At 69.3% G+C, this 16,047-nt stretch carries 14 protein-coding genes; 7 read left to right on the forward strand and 7 right to left on the reverse strand.

The window, feature by feature from the left end:
- Positions 1-21: 21 nt before the first annotated feature.
- The 6 genes from G3A44_RS11060 to G3A44_RS11085 all read right to left on the reverse strand — a co-directional run bounded on the left by G3A44_RS11060 (position 22) and on the right by G3A44_RS11085 (position 5,533).
- Positions 22-561 (reverse strand): PilX N-terminal domain-containing pilus assembly protein, encoded by a 540-nt coding sequence (locus tag G3A44_RS11060; RefSeq protein ID WP_163457578.1) that lies wholly within the window; start codon positions 559-561, stop codon positions 22-24.
- A complete protein-coding gene (locus tag G3A44_RS11065; protein ID WP_259372997.1) occupies positions 558-1,442 on the reverse strand; it encodes a PilW family protein in 885 nt (294 codons plus the stop codon). Before G3A44_RS11065 ends, G3A44_RS11060 begins: the two co-directional genes overlap by 4 nt.
- Positions 1,442-2,035, reverse strand: coding sequence for a type IV pilus modification protein PilV (pilV, locus tag G3A44_RS11070; protein ID WP_239061810.1), 594 nt, complete (start codon positions 2,033-2,035; stop codon positions 1,442-1,444). Before pilV ends, G3A44_RS11065 begins: the two co-directional genes overlap by 1 nt.
- Positions 2,029-2,622, reverse strand: a complete 594-nt coding sequence (locus G3A44_RS23520; RefSeq protein ID WP_310734361.1) for a GspH/FimT family pseudopilin — start codon at positions 2,620-2,622, stop codon at positions 2,029-2,031. The genes pilV and G3A44_RS23520 overlap by 7 nt, the downstream gene beginning before the upstream one ends.
- Positions 2,623-2,751: 129 nt before the next feature.
- A complete protein-coding gene (dxs, locus tag G3A44_RS11080; protein WP_163457581.1) occupies positions 2,752-4,614 on the reverse strand; it encodes a 1-deoxy-D-xylulose-5-phosphate synthase in 1,863 nt (620 codons plus the stop codon).
- A gap of 52 nt (positions 4,615-4,666) precedes the next feature.
- Positions 4,667-5,533, reverse strand: coding sequence for a polyprenyl synthetase family protein (locus tag G3A44_RS11085; protein ID WP_163457616.1), 867 nt, complete (start codon positions 5,531-5,533; stop codon positions 4,667-4,669).
- Between the two features lie 468 nt (positions 5,534-6,001).
- On the opposite strand from G3A44_RS11085, the gene G3A44_RS11090 reads away from it, so the two are divergent.
- The 4 genes from G3A44_RS11090 (at position 6,002) to G3A44_RS11105 (ending at position 12,017) form a co-directional block, all read left to right on the forward strand.
- The gene (locus G3A44_RS11090) at positions 6,002-7,123 is read left to right on the forward strand and encodes an aromatic ring-hydroxylating oxygenase subunit alpha (protein WP_163457582.1); all 1,122 of its coding nucleotides are present in this window, start codon (positions 6,002-6,004) and stop codon (positions 7,121-7,123) included.
- Positions 7,124-7,415: 292 nt separating this feature from the next.
- Positions 7,416-10,112 (forward strand): bifunctional acetate--CoA ligase family protein/GNAT family N-acetyltransferase, encoded by a 2,697-nt coding sequence (locus G3A44_RS11095; protein WP_163457583.1) that lies wholly within the window; start codon positions 7,416-7,418, stop codon positions 10,110-10,112.
- A 98-nt stretch (positions 10,113-10,210) separates the two neighbouring features.
- A complete protein-coding gene (locus G3A44_RS11100) occupies positions 10,211-10,615 on the forward strand; it encodes a DUF3717 domain-containing protein (RefSeq protein ID WP_163457584.1) in 405 nt (134 codons plus the stop codon).
- Positions 10,593-12,017, forward strand: a complete 1,425-nt coding sequence (locus tag G3A44_RS11105; RefSeq protein WP_163457585.1) for an MATE family efflux transporter — start codon at positions 10,593-10,595, stop codon at positions 12,015-12,017. The genes G3A44_RS11100 and G3A44_RS11105 overlap by 23 nt, the downstream gene beginning before the upstream one ends.
- Positions 12,018-12,036: 19 nt before the next feature.
- Here G3A44_RS11105 and moeA read toward each other — a convergent pair whose 3' ends face one another.
- A complete protein-coding gene (gene moeA / locus G3A44_RS11110) occupies positions 12,037-13,260 on the reverse strand; it encodes a molybdopterin molybdotransferase MoeA (RefSeq protein ID WP_375138650.1) in 1,224 nt (407 codons plus the stop codon).
- Positions 13,261-13,488: 228 nt separating this feature from the next.
- Between moeA and G3A44_RS11115 the strand changes: the two genes are divergently transcribed.
- Genes G3A44_RS11115 through G3A44_RS11125 form a run of 3 tightly spaced genes read left to right on the forward strand, consistent with a single transcriptional unit; the run spans position 13,489 to position 15,793 of the window.
- Positions 13,489-14,202, forward strand: a complete 714-nt coding sequence (locus G3A44_RS11115; RefSeq protein ID WP_163457587.1) for an ABC transporter permease — start codon at positions 13,489-13,491, stop codon at positions 14,200-14,202.
- Entirely contained in the window at positions 14,199-14,954 is a 756-nt protein-coding gene (locus G3A44_RS11120; RefSeq protein ID WP_163457588.1) for an ATP-binding cassette domain-containing protein, read from the forward strand. The genes G3A44_RS11115 and G3A44_RS11120 overlap by 4 nt, the downstream gene beginning before the upstream one ends.
- Positions 14,945-15,793 carry an ABC transporter substrate-binding protein gene (locus G3A44_RS11125; protein ID WP_163457589.1) on the forward strand — a complete coding sequence of 283 codons (849 nt, stop codon included), beginning with the start codon at positions 14,945-14,947 and terminating at the stop codon, positions 15,791-15,793. Before G3A44_RS11120 ends, G3A44_RS11125 begins: the two co-directional genes overlap by 10 nt.
- The last annotated feature ends 254 nt before the right edge of the window (positions 15,794-16,047 follow it).

Genomic DNA, 16,047 nt, shown 5'->3' on the forward strand with positions numbered 1-16,047 from the left:
GTTGCATGGAAATCCGCCAGATCACTCTGAGACGTCCTTGAAGAAACTGGTGCTCTGAAGCCAGACCTGCGCCCCAGACAAGGTAGCGCCATTCGGCGAAGCCGAGTAATCCGGACTGAAGCCTCGGGCGGTGATGATCACCACCTCGGTCCCGTCGGGCAGTTCTTCCAACTCTGCCATGCACTGCGGCATGGCGTCCTGGCCATAGCTGGTGAACGAACTGATATCAGACATCAGGGCGCTCATGGGCAACACGTAGCGCCGGCCATCACGCCATTCGGCCGGATTGGACCAGCGGTCGTCCACGCCCTGGCTGGGCAGGACCGGCAGATCAGCGGACTCTGCCTGGTAGAGGCGTTCGCAGTGCAGCAGTGCAACCTGTGCCGCCTGCTCGGCCAGGCCCCTGAGGCGGGCGTTGTTGGCGGTGACCTCCGCGTTCACCGCCCCTTTCATCAAGGAGACGGCCCCCAGGGACATCAGCATGAGCAGCACCAGGGCCACCACCAGGGCGGCCCCCCGCTGGGTGGGCCGCCTGAAGACCGGAGCGTACAAAGTACTCATGAAGGTTGCCTCAGAAGCCGGTTGTTGACCGCAATGGTGCTGGTGAAGGCACGGTAGAGACGCCGGTCCGCCGCCCCCATGTCAACCGGATCGGCGAAGGGGTCACAGCCTTGATAGGTGTTGGGATTGGCCACGCTGACGCCTTCCAGAATTGGCTCCGCGCTCCGCAGCACCAGGCACACCCTGACGGTCACCACCCGGCTCCAGGCGGCCGCGTCAAGATTGCCAGCCGTGTCGTAGTAACTTGCCCGATGCTCGCCGGCCTTGGCCACGCCAAACTGGTAGGACACCTCTTGGACGTTGTCGATGAGGGCCTGGCCTCCGGCATTGCCGGACCCGCGGCAGAACAGCGTGCCGTTGCTCACATAGAAGCGTGAATAGGACACCCAGTAGTCGGCGCCGGGTACCAGGGGAATGCCATTGCCAATGCAATCCACGGGCGACCCATCGGCGGTCAGGACGCTGTTGAAGGCGTCTGCCTCGAAGGCCACGGCCAAGCTGTCGGGGGCGGCCCCGGCGGCCTCGTCACAGGCCAGGGTGTCGATGTCGGCGTCCATGTCCTCGAATGCGCCGTCACAGCCAAAAACACCCCGGCTGTTGAATCGCTTGGTCAACGCCGTCTGGCCGGCGTTGACGCCCACTGGCATGCTGAAACCCGCCAGACTCACCTGCTGGCGAAGGACGTTGAAGGCCAGGGCGGCGTCTTCGGACATGCGGATCACGATGTTGGCCTGCCGGCTCGTGCCACCCGAATTGGAATAGGCCAGGAACATGGCGGCAACCACGAACAGCCCGATGGTCACGGAGACCATCAATTCGACCAAGGTCAGCCCGTGTTGCCGACGCCGGGCCGCCCGCCGAGGAGTCAAGCGCGCGCGCATCACAGACCAAGCCGCATGTAGAGACAACGGGGCAAGGGCGTGATGTCCTTGATCTGCGGGGGACAGGAGCGCTCGCTGTCACCCGCGTTGAGGTATTCACCCCAGTCGTCGGTGCTGGTCAAGGCGGCAGGATCCTGCCAGACGACCCAGAGGTCCACAGCACGCAGAGCCTGGTCGGCCACGGCGATGTAGCCCGTCCCGTTGGGCAGGCGGTTGCGCAGCCCTCGCCGCCAAAGCGCCAGGTCTATGGCCGCCATTTCCGCCTGGGTGCACTCGGTGGCGACGGCGCAGGTGGGCAGCGCCTCAGGCGCCGCCTGCGCCAGGTCCGTGGGCTGCAGGATGTAGTTGTCGAGTTCTGCGGCGGTGCCTTGATTGGCGCGCATGCGGTCTGCCATGTCCTGGGCCAGGAGGGAGGCCTCCATGCGGAACTCGGCTGTCTTGGCATACCGGGCGGCGATGCCAACCAGGCTAGCCATGGCCAGCAAGCCGATGGACGTCACGAACACTGCCACCAGTGTTTCGATCAGGGAGACGCCACGTGAACGACGTCGGTGCCGCGCGGGACCTCGCCGGGCCTGTTGACTGCTCAGCATGCGTGTGTCCCTGACTTGGCTTCGATGCGGCCGGCACGGGTCACGCAGACCACCCGCTGGTAGTCTGCGGCGTCATCAGTGAAAGGAGAGACCTTGAGCCCATGGACGGCGTTGCGGTCCGCAGCGATGGCGGCCTCGGTGGCCAACACCATGCCATTGGGCAGGAAGGTCATTGCCAGTTGGTCATCCAGGTCCGTCGCCTCGGTACCCATGCCCAGGACGGAGTGGACCTTGAGCACACGGTCCCCGTCGGCGAGCGTGCCATCGGCGTCGGCATCCAGGAACACGATCCAGCCCTCGGACCAATCACCCTCTGCCCGACAGCTTGGCGCCGTCGCATCGGCGTCCGTGCTCGCGCACACGACAACACGAGCGTTACGCCGCAAGGCCTCGGAACGGGCGAACTGCAAGGACTCCGTCAACACCGACGCCATGGCGTCGACGGTCTGGGTCTTGTGCATGTTCTGGTACGCCGGTACGGCAATGGTGGCCAGGATGGCCGCGATCAGGACGACCACCATCAGCTCGACAAGGGTCATGCCGCGCTGGGAGACGAGTGGGACAGGGCTTGCGAAGGGGGTGGTCACCCGTGCATATTGAACCGATCACCACAAGTTTCAAGATGTTGCAGTACCAGCGGACAAGCTCCCAAGACGAGCGGGAAAGCGCGTGAAACAGTGCACGCGAACCCAGACCACCCCTAGGACGTAGGGGAGTCAGGGCCCAGCCAACCGCCGCTCGATCTGCCGCTGGATGCCTGCAGCATCCAGCCCCACGTCGCTGAGCAGACGCGAGGCATCACCATGCTCGATGAACTCGTCGGGCAGACCCAGACTCAACACCGGGACGGTCAGCCCCTGCTGGCCCAACCACTCTTGAACCGCGGAACCGGCACCACCCGCCAGACACCCCTCCTCCAGCGTGACCAGGAGTTCGTGGCTGCCAGCCATGCGCTCGACCATCTCCAAGTCAAGGGGCTTGGCGAAACGCATGTTGACCACGGTGGCATCCAAGGCCTGCGCCGCCTGCAGCGCAGGCCAAAGCAGGGTGCCGAACGCGAGGATGGCGACCCTGCGCCCCTCTCGGCGCAGCTCCGCACGGCCCCAGGGCCAGACGTCCAGATCCGCGTCCGGTGCCACGCCTGCCCCGGCGCCACGCGGGTAGCGGACGGCCACTGGATGTTCTCGGCCGTAGGCGGTGGACAGGGCCTGCCGACAGTCGCGCTCGTCGGCAGGCGTCAGCACCGCCATGTTCGGGATGCAGCGCAGGTAGGCGATGTCGAAGGCACCCGCGTGGGTGGCGCCGTCGGCGCCAACCAAGCCGGCACGGTCCAGCGCAAACACCACCGGCAGGTTCTGCAACGCCACATCGTGGATCAGCTGGTCATAGCCGCGCTGCAGGAAGGTGGAATAGATCGCCACCACCGGTTTGAGGCCTTCGCAGGCCAGCCCGGCCGCGAAGGTGACGGCATGCTGCTCGGCGATGCCCACATCGTGGTACCGGTTCGGGAAGCGCTGCTCGAACTCCACCATGCCGGACCCTTCCCGCATGGCCGGGGTGATGCCGACCAGCCGGGGGTCGGCCTGCGCCATGTCACACAGCCACTGCCCGAAGACCTGGGTGAAGGTGAGCTTGGCGGGCGCAGCAGGCTTTTGCAAACCGACTGCCGGATCAAATTTGCCAGGGCCGTGGTAGTTGATCGGATCGGCCTCGGCCAACTTGTAGCCAAAGCCCTTCTTGGTCACCACATGCAGGAACTGCGGCCCCTTGGCCTGGCGCAGGTTCTCCAGCGTGGGCACCAGAGAGTCCAGGTCATGCCCATCGATCGGGCCGACGTAGTTGAACCCGAACTCCTCGAAGATCGTGCCGGGCACCACCATGCCCTTGGCATGCTCCTCCAGGCGCTTGGCCAGCTCATACAGCGGCGTGTGCCGCAGCACCGACTTAGCCCCTTCGCGCGCGGCGGCATAGAAGCGCCCGCTCATCAGTCGGGCCAGGTATCCGTTGAGCGCTCCCACCGGCGGGGAGATGGACATGTCGTTGTCGTTGAGGATGACCAGCATGTCCGGCAGCCCGGCGCCGCCTGCATACCCCCCGTGGTTCAGGGCTTCAAAGGCCATGCCGCCCGTGAGCGCCCCGTCGCCGATCACGGCAACCACACGCCGACGCTCGCCCTTGAGTTTGGCCGCATGGGCCATGCCCAGCGCCGCAGAAATCGAGGTCGAGGAATGCCCGGTGCCGAAGGTGTCGTACTCGCTCTCGCTGCGCCGAGGAAAGCCGCTGATCCCGCCGAGTTGCTTGAGGGTGGCCATCGCCTCGCGGCGGCCGGTGAGGATCTTGTGGGGATAGCTCTGGTGGCCCACGTCCCAGACCAGTCGGTCGTGTGGCGTCTCGAAGACATGGTGGAGCGCGATGGTGAGCTCCACCGTCCCCAGATTGGAGGACAGGTGGCCGCCCGTGCGGCTCACGCTCTGCAGCAGGAAGTCCCGCAGCTCCGCCGCCAGGGTTTTGAGCTGTGGCCGGCTCAAGGCGCGGAGATCGGCCGGACTGTCGATGGTCTCCAGCAAGGGGTGGTTCATGCGGAAGGTTCCGGTTCTTGCGCGATGTCGTGACGAGTGCCCGAGGGCGGGCTCAATGCTGGCGATGCAGCACCTTGTCGGCCAGCCAGCGCAGCTTGTCGGCCTCGGGGCCGCAGGTGGCCAGGGCCTGCAGTGCCTGGGCGTGCAGCTGGGCGGCGTACTGCCGCGCAGCCTCCAGCCCGAGCATGGAGACGTAGGTGGGCTTATTGGCGTCCTGGTCCTTGCCGGCGGTCTTGCCCAGCACCTCGGAGGCCTGCGTGACGTCCAGGATGTCGTCCACCACCTGGAATGCCACGCCCAGGGCCTGGCCGAAGGCGTGGAAATGGGGCTCCACCACGGCCGTCTCGCCACCGCTGGCCGCCCCCATCAGCACGCTGGCGCACAGCAGCTCGCCGGTCTTGCGGCGGTGCATGTCCCGCAGCGCGGCCTCGTCCAGGGGCCGACCCACGCTGGCCAAATCGATGGCCTGGCCACCCGCCATGCCCGCATGCCCGGACGCCCGGGCCAGCAGCGCGACCAGCCGCGCCTGAAGGGCGCAGGGCAGCTGCGCCGAAGGCTCTGGCGTGAGCACCTCAAAGGCCAGGGCCTGCATGGCGTCGCCCGCCAGCATCGCCTGGGCCTCGCCAAACTTCACATGGACCGTTGGCTTGCCGCGACGCAGCAAGTCGTTGTCCATGCACGGCATGTCGTCATGCACCAGCGAATAGGCGTGGATCAGCTCCACCGCCACGGCCGCACGGTCGGCGCCCTCGGGATGCCGCCCGCCTGCAGCTTCCGCAGCGGCCATCACCAGCAGCGGGCGGATGCGTTTGCCGCCGTCCAGCACGGCATAGCGCATGGATTCACCGAGACCGGCCGGCGCCTCCCGGGGAACCATCGTGCCCAGCAAGGTCTCAATGCGCCGCTGCTCGTTGGCCATCCAGGCCGACAGGGGATGCTGCGCCGTCACCGCACCACCCCGCGAGGACCGGGCGAAGGACAGCACGCCAGACCACCGCGCGGGCCCGTCGGGTTCGGCGCAAGGGGCCGGCGCAGGCCCGGCAGACGTCGAGAAAAGCACATGGCGGCGGGGCAGGACAAAAGCCACGGATTGTAGTCATCGCCCCTCATGGCCCCGGGCGACCACGCGGGCAGTCCCTGGGGAGCCTTGATCCTGATCAGACGCCAAACCACCCCGAGGCGCAGGGTACACGCTAGAATTCAGCCCCTTTTTGCGGCCAAAAGCCTGCCTGGCGACCCCAAATCCTGCCCCGCGCAGGCGCCCAGGCCGGTCCGGTCGGCACCGGAGACGGCATCGCCCGGCCGCAGGAAGAATCGTCACAAACCCACCCGCGGGGCCACCGGGTGGGGGGTTCACTGGCATGTGTTTTTGGAGATCCTGGGGATCATGTCGGACCTGAGCATCACGCTGGAAGCTCTGGAGCGCACGCGCTCTCAACTCTCTGTATCCACCTACTTCGATGGCGACCTGTTCAAGCGTGAACAGGAACTCATCTTTCAACACGGGCCGCGCTACCTCGCGCATGAGCTGTCCGTGCCCCAACTGGGCGACTACTACGCCCTTCCCCAGGAGGGCGAGGGGCGCATGCTCGTGCGTACCCGAGATGGGGTGCAGCTGGTGTCGAACGTGTGCCGGCACCGGCAAGCCATCATGCTCAAGGGGCGGGGCAACACCAAAAGCAGCGTGGTCTGCCCGCTGCACCGCTGGACCTACGACCTGCAGGGCAAGCTGATTGGTGCCCCGCACTTCGACCACGACCCTTGCCTGCACCTCAACAACTACAAGGTGCGGACCTGGAACGGCATGGTCTTCGAGGACAACGGCCGCGACATCGCCGCCGACTTGGCCGGCCTGGGACCGCGCGCCGACCTGGACTTCTCCGGCTACGTGCTCGACCACGTCGAGATGCACGAGTGCAGGTACAACTGGAAGACCTTCATCGAGGTCTACCTCGAGGACTACCACGTCGGCCCCTTCCACCCCGGTCTGGGCCACTTCGTCACCTGCGACGACCTGCGCTGGGAGTTTGGCAAGCACCACTCGGTACAGACCGTGGGCATCCACGACCAGCTCAAGCAGGTGGGGTCGCCGGTGTACCGGCGCTGGCGCGACCAGGTGCTGCAAGCCCATGACGGCCAGCCGCCCAAGCAGGGGGCGATCTGGCTGACCTACTACCCGAACATCATGGTCGAGTGGTACCCCAAGGTCCTGACGGTGTCCACGCTGTATCCGATCAGCATCGACCGCACCCTGAACGTGGTGGAGTTCTACTACCCCGAGGAAATCGCCGCCTTCGAGCGTGAGTTCTGTGAAGCCCAGCGCGCGGCCTACATGGAGACCTGCATCGAGGACGACGAGATCGGCGAGCGCATGGACGCCGGCCGCAAGGCCCTGTTCGAGCGCGGCGATGACGAGGTGGGTCCCTACCAGGAGCCCATGGAGATCGGCATGCAGCACTTCCACGAGTGGTACCGCCGCGTGATGGGGATGGGTCGGGCCTCCTGGTGAGTCCACCCGCCCCACCTTTCTGAGCGGCGCCCGCCGCCGCCCTTCTGCTGAACCGCCTTGCCCCACCGCCCGCGCCCCCGGGAGGACGGGGCCGGCGGTTCAGTGCCTTTGGGCGCTGGCCCCGGCTGCCGCGTTCTCGCCAGGCCTGGCGGGCAGGGGGCTCCGGGCCCCCAGGCCTTGACGCAAAGCAAGCACGCGACGCCCCGGACACGACGCGGGCCCACGCCCGGGCGTATCCTGCCCCGTCACCCCAGCACTACACACGCCCCCGGCAACGGCGGGCGACACGTCCGTGGACCAGCATTTCCTCACACCCCTGTTCCTGCCCAAGTCCATCGTGGTCTTCGCGGGCGATCCTGAGCATCCGGAACTGGCCGACCCCATGGCCGCCGCGCTGATCGAATCCCTCAAGGGCTGCGGTTTCGCCGGCGCGATCACCTGGTTGGACATCGGCATGCAGGGCACGCTGGCCGATCTGGCCCATTCGCGCGCCGATCTGGCCCTGATCGCCCTGCCCCATGACCAGCTGGAGCCGGCGCTGGAAATCGCCGGGCGCATCCGCTGCAAGGCGGCACTGGTGGCCACCTCGGGGCTGCCGGCCGCGCGTTGCGCGGCCCTGCATGCGGTGGCCAAGCGCCACGGTGTGTACCTGCTGGGGCCCAACAGCCTGGGCTTCCAGCGTCCGGCACTCAAGCTCAACGCCAGCGTGGCGGGGGCGCTGGCTTCGCCCGGTCCGCTGGCCCTGGTGTCGCAGTCCGGCGCGCTCACGTCCTCGATCCTGGACTGGGCGCGGCAGAACGGTGTGGGCTTCTCCACCGTGGTCTCGCTGGGGGCCAACACCGCGGTGGACCTGGCGCAGGTGCTGGACTTCCTGGCCAACGACGGTTCCACCCACTCCATCCTGGTCTACATGGAGGGCATCACCCACGCCCGGCGCTTCATGAGCGCCCTGCGGGCCGCAGCCGCCGTCAAGCCGGTGGTGGTGATGAAGGCCGGCCGCAAGCCCGCCGGCAGTGACGCCGCACTCACCCATTCGGCCGCCATCGTCGGCGCCGATGACGTCTTTGAGGCCGCGCTGCGCCGCGCCGGCGTGGTGCGGGTGCGCAGCTTCACCCAGCTGTTCTCGGCCGCACGCTGCCTGGCCTCACGCTACCGCCCCACCGGCAAGCGCCTGGCCATCGTGACCAATGGCGGCGGGCCGGGCGTGCTGGCCGCCGACTGGGCCAACGAGATCGGCCTGGAGGTCGCCCGCCTGGGCGAGGCCAACCGTGCCGCGCTGGCGCTCAAGCTGCCGCCAGTGGCCGCGGTCAGCCAGGTCATCGACCTGGGCGAGGAGGCCAACGGCGAGCACTACAAGGCCGCCGTGCAGGCGTGTGCCGGCGATGCCGGGGTGGATGGCATCCTGGTGATCTACAGCCCCAAGCCGGCGTGCTACCGGCAGTCTGACCCGCTGAGCATCGCCCAGGGCGTGCTGGAGGCCACCCAGCGCCTGTCCAAGCCGGTGGTGGCCTGCTGGATGGGTGATGACTCGGTACGCGAGGCGCGTGCCTTGCTCCACGCCAAGCCCCTGCCCAGCTTCCGCACCCCGGAGGCGGCGGTGGACGCCTTCGGCAACATCGCCAGCTTCTACCAGAACCAGCAACTGCTGCAGCAGACCCCGCCGCCGCTGAGTGCGCTGCAGGAACCCGACGCCGAAGGCGCGCGCCTGCTGATCGAAGGCGTGCTGGCCGAGCGCCGGCGGGTGCTCACCGAGATGGAATCCAAGGCGCTGCTGGCGGCCTTCCACATCCCGGTCACGCGGACCATGCTGGCCCGCACCCCCACCGAGGCCATGCTGATCGCCAGCCAGCTGGGCTACCCGGTGGCGCTCAAGATCGACTCGCCCGACATCAGCCACAAGAGCGATGTGCAGGGCGTGGTGCTCAACCTCACCAGTGCCAGCCAGGTGCGCGACGCCTTCCACGACATGCTGGCACGGGTCAAGCGCCTGCAGCCCGCTGCGCGCGTGCATGGGGCCACGGTGCAGCCCATGAGCGGCAAGCCACGCGGCCGCGAGCTCTACATCGGCCTGAGCACCGACGACCCGTTCGGGCCGGTCATCACCTTCGGCGCCGGCGGCACCATGATCGAGCTGATCAACGACCGGGCCATGGAGCTGCCGCCGCTCAACCAGTTCCTGGCCCAGCGCCTGATCGAGCGTGCCCGGGTGGCCGAGACCCTCCAGCATTGGCGGGGCAGCCCGCCGGTGGACCTGGAAGCGCTGGAGCAGGTGCTGCTGCGCGTCTCCGAGATGGTCTGCACGCTGCCGCAGCTGCGGGAGATGGACATCAACCCCATCATCGTGGACGAGGATGGCGCCGTGGCGGTGGATGCCCGCATCGTGGTGGAGCACGCGGCCCAGAGCAACCAAGCCTATCCGCACCTGGCCATCCTGCCCTACCCGGCGGGCCTGGAGCGGGAGTGGCCCATGAAGGGCGGTGGCGTCGTCAAGGTCCGGCCCATCCATCCCGACGACGCGCAGATGCTGCAGGATCTGGTGCGCTCGCTGAGTCCGGAAAGCCGGTACTTCCGCTTCGTCAGCTCGATGCAGGAGCTGCCGGCCAAGATGCTGGCCCGCTACACCCTGATCGACTACGACCGCGAGATGGCCCTGGCCGCGGTGCAGACCGAGCGACAGCTGCAGGAGGACGGCAGCTTCACCGAGGTGGAGCGGATCATCGGCGTCTCGCGCTACATCACCAACCCGGACCAGACGACCTGCGAGTTCTCGCTGGTGGTGTCCGATGCCTGCGCCGGCCAGGGCCTGGGCTCGCGTCTGATGCTGGCCATCATGGACGTGGCCCGCGCCAAGGGCCTCGACGAGATCCAGGGCCTGGTGCTGGCCAACAACGACTCGATGCTCAAGCTCATGCGTGGCCTGGGCTTCGCGGTCAAGCCCTTTCCTGAGGACGCCGACTTCAAGCTCTGCACCAAGGCGCTGCAGGCTTGAGCCCAGGCTCCTAGAATCCGGCGCATCGCCCCTGGAGGCCACCCCACACGGGTGGCCTCTGCCTTTTGGGGCCGCCCCACAGGCGGCCCGCGCTGCCCATGGCCTCACTGCACATCACCGACCTGGAAGCCGCCATCAACTGGTGGCGCGACAAGCATCCCTCCCTCGACGGGGTGCAGGCCTGCCCCGAGGTGCTCGCGCTGGCCCAGGTCTATGGCGACATGGTCTACCGCCGCGAACAGGAGGTGCCCGAGTCCCGGCTGGACGGTGCCGCGCATGCCGCCTGGCTGGCCTGGTACGCCAGCACTCCCGACGCCCCCTGCATCGCCATCTGCTCCACCGCCCAGGGCGATGCGGTCTGCAAGGGCTGCGGCCGCACCGAAGTCGAGGTGCAGCACTGGCCCAGCCTGAGCCCGGCGCAGAAACGTCAGGTCTGGCGGCGCATCACCGCCGAAGGCACCGCCTGGCGCTTCAACCGCTATGCCGAGCGCGCCCGTGGCTGAGTCGCGCCGCGCCGGCCACGGCCTGGTCCGGGACGCCCGCCGCCTGCTGCCCCTGGCCTGGCCGCTGCTGGTGGGCCAACTGGCGGTGCTGGCCTTCGCCACCATCGACACGGTGGTGGTCGGCCGGCATGCGCCGCAGGACCTGGCGGCCTACGCCGTGGGCGCGGCCGCCTACATCACCATCTTCATCGGCCTGATGGGCACGGTGCTCGGCCTGTCGCCCCTGGTGGGCCAGCTCTATGGCGCTGGCAGGCTGGGCACGGCTGGCGACCAGCTGCACCAGGGCGTTTGGCTGGCCCTGCTGCTGGCCCTGCCCGGCTGCGGCCTGCTGCTGTTTCCGCAGCCCTTTCTCTGGATCGCGCGGGCCTCGCCCGAGCTGGCCGGTGGCGTGCGCGGCTACCTGCTGGCCCTGGCGCTGGCGCTGCCACCCGCACTGCTGTTCACCGTGTTCCGAGCCTTCAACAACGCCGTCTCCCGCCCCAAGGCTGTGATGGCGCTGCAGCTGGGCGGACTGGTGGTCAAGGCGCCGCTGACCGTGCTGCTGGTGGGCGGGGCACCCGCTCTGGGCCTGCCGTCGCTGGGGGTGACCGGCGCCGGCCTGGGCACGGCCGCAGCCATGTCGGTCCAGCTGCTGGGGGCCTTGTGGCTGCTGCGGCGCGACCGCTTCTACGAGCGCTTCGAGCTGTGGGGACGCGGCCTGCACCGGCCCGATGGCCGAGTGCTCTGGGCGCAGGCCCGGCTGGGCCTGCCGATCGGCTCGGCCATCCTCATCGAGGTCTCGGGCTTTGCCTTCATGGCCCTGTTCATCGCCCGCCTGGGTCCCACCGCCGTGGCCGGCCACCAGCTGGTGATGAACCTGGTGTCGCTGATGTTCATGTTGCCGCTGTCCCTGGCCAACGCCACCACCACCCTGGTGGCACAGCGCATCGGGGCAGGCGACCTGCAGGACGCGCGACGCCTGGGCTGGCATGGCCTGCAACTGGGCTGCGGTGTCTCCGCCGCCCTGGCGCTGGGGGTCTGGCTGGCACGCGAGCCGGTGCTGGGGCTCTACACCGGTGATGCCGCCGTGCTGGCCGCAGCCCTGCCCCTGCTGGCCTGGCTGGTGCCCTTCCACATCGCCGATGCGGTGCAGACGCTGGTGGCCTTCACCCTGCGGGCTTGGCGCGTGGCCGCCTGGCCGATGTTCATCTACGCCGGCGCGCTGTGGGGCGTGGGCCTGGGCCTGGGCCAGCACCTGGCCTTCTCCGCGCCGGGCAGCACCCCCGAGGCCCTGCGGGGCGCCCCCGGCTTCTGGGTGGCGGCCACGGCCGGCCTGGTGCTGGCCAGCCTGGCCCTGCTGGGGTTGAAGGCCTGGGTGCTGCGCCACCCGGAACGGGTGGTGCAGGCGCGCAGCAGGCGGTAGGGCAGCAGGGCCACGGGCCTCAGACCAGGCCGTCGAACAGCCAGACCGTCACCGGTTCACCCGCGGCCACGGCCCCCTGTCCGTGCCCCAGCACCACCAGGCAGTTGGCCTCGCTCATGCTGCGCAGGATGCCCGCCCCCTGGGCGCCGGTCAGGCGCACCTGCCAGCCGCCCTCCTCGGTGGGCTCGACGATGCCGCGCTGGTATTCGGTGCGGCCGGGCCGCTTGCGGATGGGGGCGGCGCTGCGCGCGGTCAGGCGGGGCAGCGGTTCGGGCCGCGCACCGGACAGGACCATCAGGGCCTCGCGGGCAAAGGCATAGAAGGTGACCAGGGCGGCCACCGGGTTGCCCGGCAGGGCAAACAGCAGCGGACGCCGGCCCTGCGGTCCGTGCAAAGGGCCAAAGGCAAAGGGCCGGCCGGGCCGCATCGCCACCTTCCAGAAGCCCACCTCACCACGGGCCGCCAGCAGGTCGCGGGTGTAGTCGGCATCGCCCATGCTCACGCCGCCGCTGGTCATCACCACATCGGCCTGCGCCATGGCCTGGTCCAGGGTGGCCTGCAGCGCGGCCGGATCGTCGCGCACCAGACCCAGGTCCAGCACCTCCACGCCCAGGCGCTGCAATGCCCCGGTCAGGGTGTGGCGGTTGCTGTCGTAGATGCACCCGGGGGCCAGGGGCTCGCCCAGGCTGCGCAGTTCGTCACCGGTGGAAAACAAGGCCACCTTGAGCCGCCGGAACACCTGCAGTTGCGGCACCCCCAGCGAGGCCACCAGCCCCAGGTCGGCCGGTCGCAGGCGCTGGCCCGCGCGCAGCGCCGGCCGCCCGCAGGCCAGGTCCTCGCCCTGGCGCCGGCGGTTCTCCCCCGGGCGCAGCACATCGGCGCGCAGCTGCACCACCTCGCCCTGCACCTGGCACAGCTCGATGGGCACCACCGTGTCCAGGCCCGGCGGCATCACCGCCCCGGTCATGATGCGCACGCACTGGCCGCGGGCCACCACGCCGGTGAAGGGTGTTCCGGCCAGCACGGTGGTGGGCAGCGCCTGCAGGGCCGTGGCCTGCCCGGCCAGCAGGTCGGCGCCGTGCAGTGCATAGCCATCCATCGCCGAGTTGTCGTGGGCCGGCACATCGATGGGGGAGATGACATCAGCCGCCAGCACGCGGCCCAAGGCCGCCGACAGCGGCACCGTTTCGGTCTCGGTGAGCGGCTGCAGGCAGGCGGCCACCCGGGCACGGGCTTCGTCCACGGGCAGCTCCTGGCCGCTGGCGAGGGGAGAGGGTCCGAGTTCTGGCATGGGCATCAAAGGGCAGACGGAAGGCGTCATTGTGACGCCGCCGCCCCGGGGGACGGCATCCGCCCAACCTATGCATCTCGATGCATATCGCTTTGCCCACGGCCTGCCGCCAGAATGCCGGCGCCCCCTCTTTGGCGCCTCCCGCACCCCGGGCGGCTCCGCCCGGCAAGACGCCGCGACATGTCCACGCTCCACGACAGCCTGCTCACCGCCCTGGCCCTGATCCGCGACGCCGACGCCGAGCTGCTGCGCATCGTCAGCCTGTCCCTGCAGGTCAGCAGCACGGCCATCGCCCTGGGCGCCGTGCTGGGCCTGCTGGGTGGGGCCTGGCTGGCGGTGGCCCGCTTCCCGGGCCACCGGGCGCTGGTCTGGGGTCTCAACACCCTGCTGGCCCTGCCCTCGGTGGTGGTCGGGCTGGGCGTGTACCTGCTGCTGTCGCGCTCCGGCCCCTTGGGCCCCTGGGGCCTGCTGTTCACGCCGTCGGCCATGGTGGTGGCGCAGACGGTGCTGGTGGTGCCCCTGATCGCCGCGCTCTCGCGCCGCCTGGTGCTCGACGGCCTGGCCGAAGGCGGCGAGCAGCTGCAGTCCCTGGGTGCCGGGCCGCTGGCGCGGGCCCTGCTGCTGCTGGCCCATGCCCGCTATGGCGTGCTCACCGTGCTGCTCACCGCCTTCGGCCGGGCCATCTCCGAGGTGGGCGCGGTGATGATCGTGGGTGGCAACATCGCCGGGGTGACCCGGGTGATGACCACCTCCATCGCGCTGGAAACCAGCAAGGGGGACCTGCCCCTGGCCCTGGGCCTGGGTCTGGTGCTGCTGGGCGTGGTGGGCCTGATCAACCTGCTGGTCGGCCTGTTGCCGGGGGGCGCCGGCCGCAGCCAGGAGGGCCTGGCATGAGCGGGCGGGCTGCCTCCATGCCGGCTGCGGGCGCCCTGCCCCTCCCCCTGGTGCAGCTGCATGAGGCCGGTTTGCGGCTGGGGGGTGTGCAGGCCCTGCAGGGCGTAAGCCTGGGCCTGCACCCCGGTGAGCGCCTGGCCCTCGTGGGCCCCAACGGGGCTGGCAAGACCAGTCTGCTGCGCCTGCTGCATGGACTGGTGGCGCCCACCGAGGGGCGGCGGGAGGTGCCACCACAACCGGACGGCCGCCCGCCCGTGGGGGCCATGCTGTTCCAGCGCCCCTTCCTGCTGCATTGCTCGGCGCGACGCAACGTGCTGCTGGGTTTGTGGCTGCGCGGTGTGCCCCGCGCCGAGCGCGAGGCGCGTTGCGCGCTGGCGCTGGCCCGTGTGGGCCTGGCCGATGTGGCTCAGCGTCCGGCACGCAGCCTCTCGGGGGGCCAGCAGCAGCGCCTGGCGCTGGCGCGCGCCTGGGCCCTGCGACCCGACGTGCTGTTCCTGGACGAGCCCACGGCCAGCCTGGACCCGTCTGCCAAGAAGGAAGTGGAGCGCCTCATCGAGGAGGTGGCCGCCGACGGCGTGGCCATTGTGATGAGCAGCCACAACCTGGGCCAGGTCAAGCGCCTGGCGCGCCGCGTAATCTGCCTGGGCGGCGGCCGCGTGCTGGCCGACCGGCCCACCGAAGACTTCTTCCACGCCCGAGACCTGCCGCAAGAGGCGGCCCAATTCCTCCAAGGAGAACTGCCATGGCTCTGACCCACCCGACGGCCCCGACCTTGAACCGCCGCCGCCCCCTGCTGGCCATGCTGGCGCTGGCCATGGCGCCGCTGCTGCCGGCCCAAGCGCAGGAGAAGTTCATCGTGATGGCCTCCACCACCTCCACCGAGCAGTCCGGCCTGTTCAAGCACCTGCTGCCGGCCTTCAAGGACAAGACCGGCATCGAGGTGCGCGTGGTGGCCGTGGGCACTGGCCAGGCACTGGACACCGGCCGCCGTGGCGATGCCGACATCGTCTTCGTGCACGACACCGCCGCCGAGGAGAAGTTCGTGGCCGAGGGTTTCGCCACCCAGCGGCGCAACGTCATGTACAACGACTTCGTGCTCGTCGGCCCGGCCGCCGATCCGGCCAAGGTCAAGGGACAGGACATCGGCACGGCGCTCGGCAAGCTGGCCGCCAGCGGCGCCAGCTTCATCTCCCGTGGCGACAAGAGCGGCACCCACGCCGCCGAGCTGCGCCTGTGGAAGAAGGTGGGCGTCGACCCCGCCGCGGCCAAGCCGGCAGGCTACAAGGAATGCGGCTGCGGCATGGGCCCGGCGCTGAACATGGGCGCCTCCACCGGCGCCTATGTGCTGACCGACCGCGGCACCTGGCTGGCCTTCAAGAACCGCGCCGACCTCACTGTCTTGGTCGAGGGCGACAAGAGCCTGTTCAACCAGTACGGCGTGATGGTGGTCAACCCCGCCAAGCATCCGCATGTGAAGGCCGACATGGCCCAGCAGTTCGCCGACTGGGTGGTGAGCCCGGGCGGCCAGGCCAGCATCGCCGCCTACAAGATCAACGGCGAGCCGCTGTTCTTCCCCAACGCCAAGCCCTGAGCACCGCCTCGGGCGCCTGAGCGCGGCGTTCTGCATCGAGAACGCCTCGCATCTCCAGGGCCTGGTCCGTTCCAGTTGTACCAAGCTGGAACGGACCAGGCCCTTTTTTCGTTCCGCCGGGCAAAAGCCCCGCACTTTCCAGGGTTAGCCCCAGGTTTGCCGTGCGAAACGCTATGCAGACACTTGCATAGCACCCCGGGGAGGCGTCGCCTGCATTCCGGGATCCACGACCCCTTCAACCCGGACCGACTGCG

This window comes from Ideonella livida, assembly GCF_010499455.1.
GTDB classification, from domain to species: Bacteria; Pseudomonadota; Gammaproteobacteria; order Burkholderiales; family Burkholderiaceae_C; genus Ideonella; species Ideonella livida.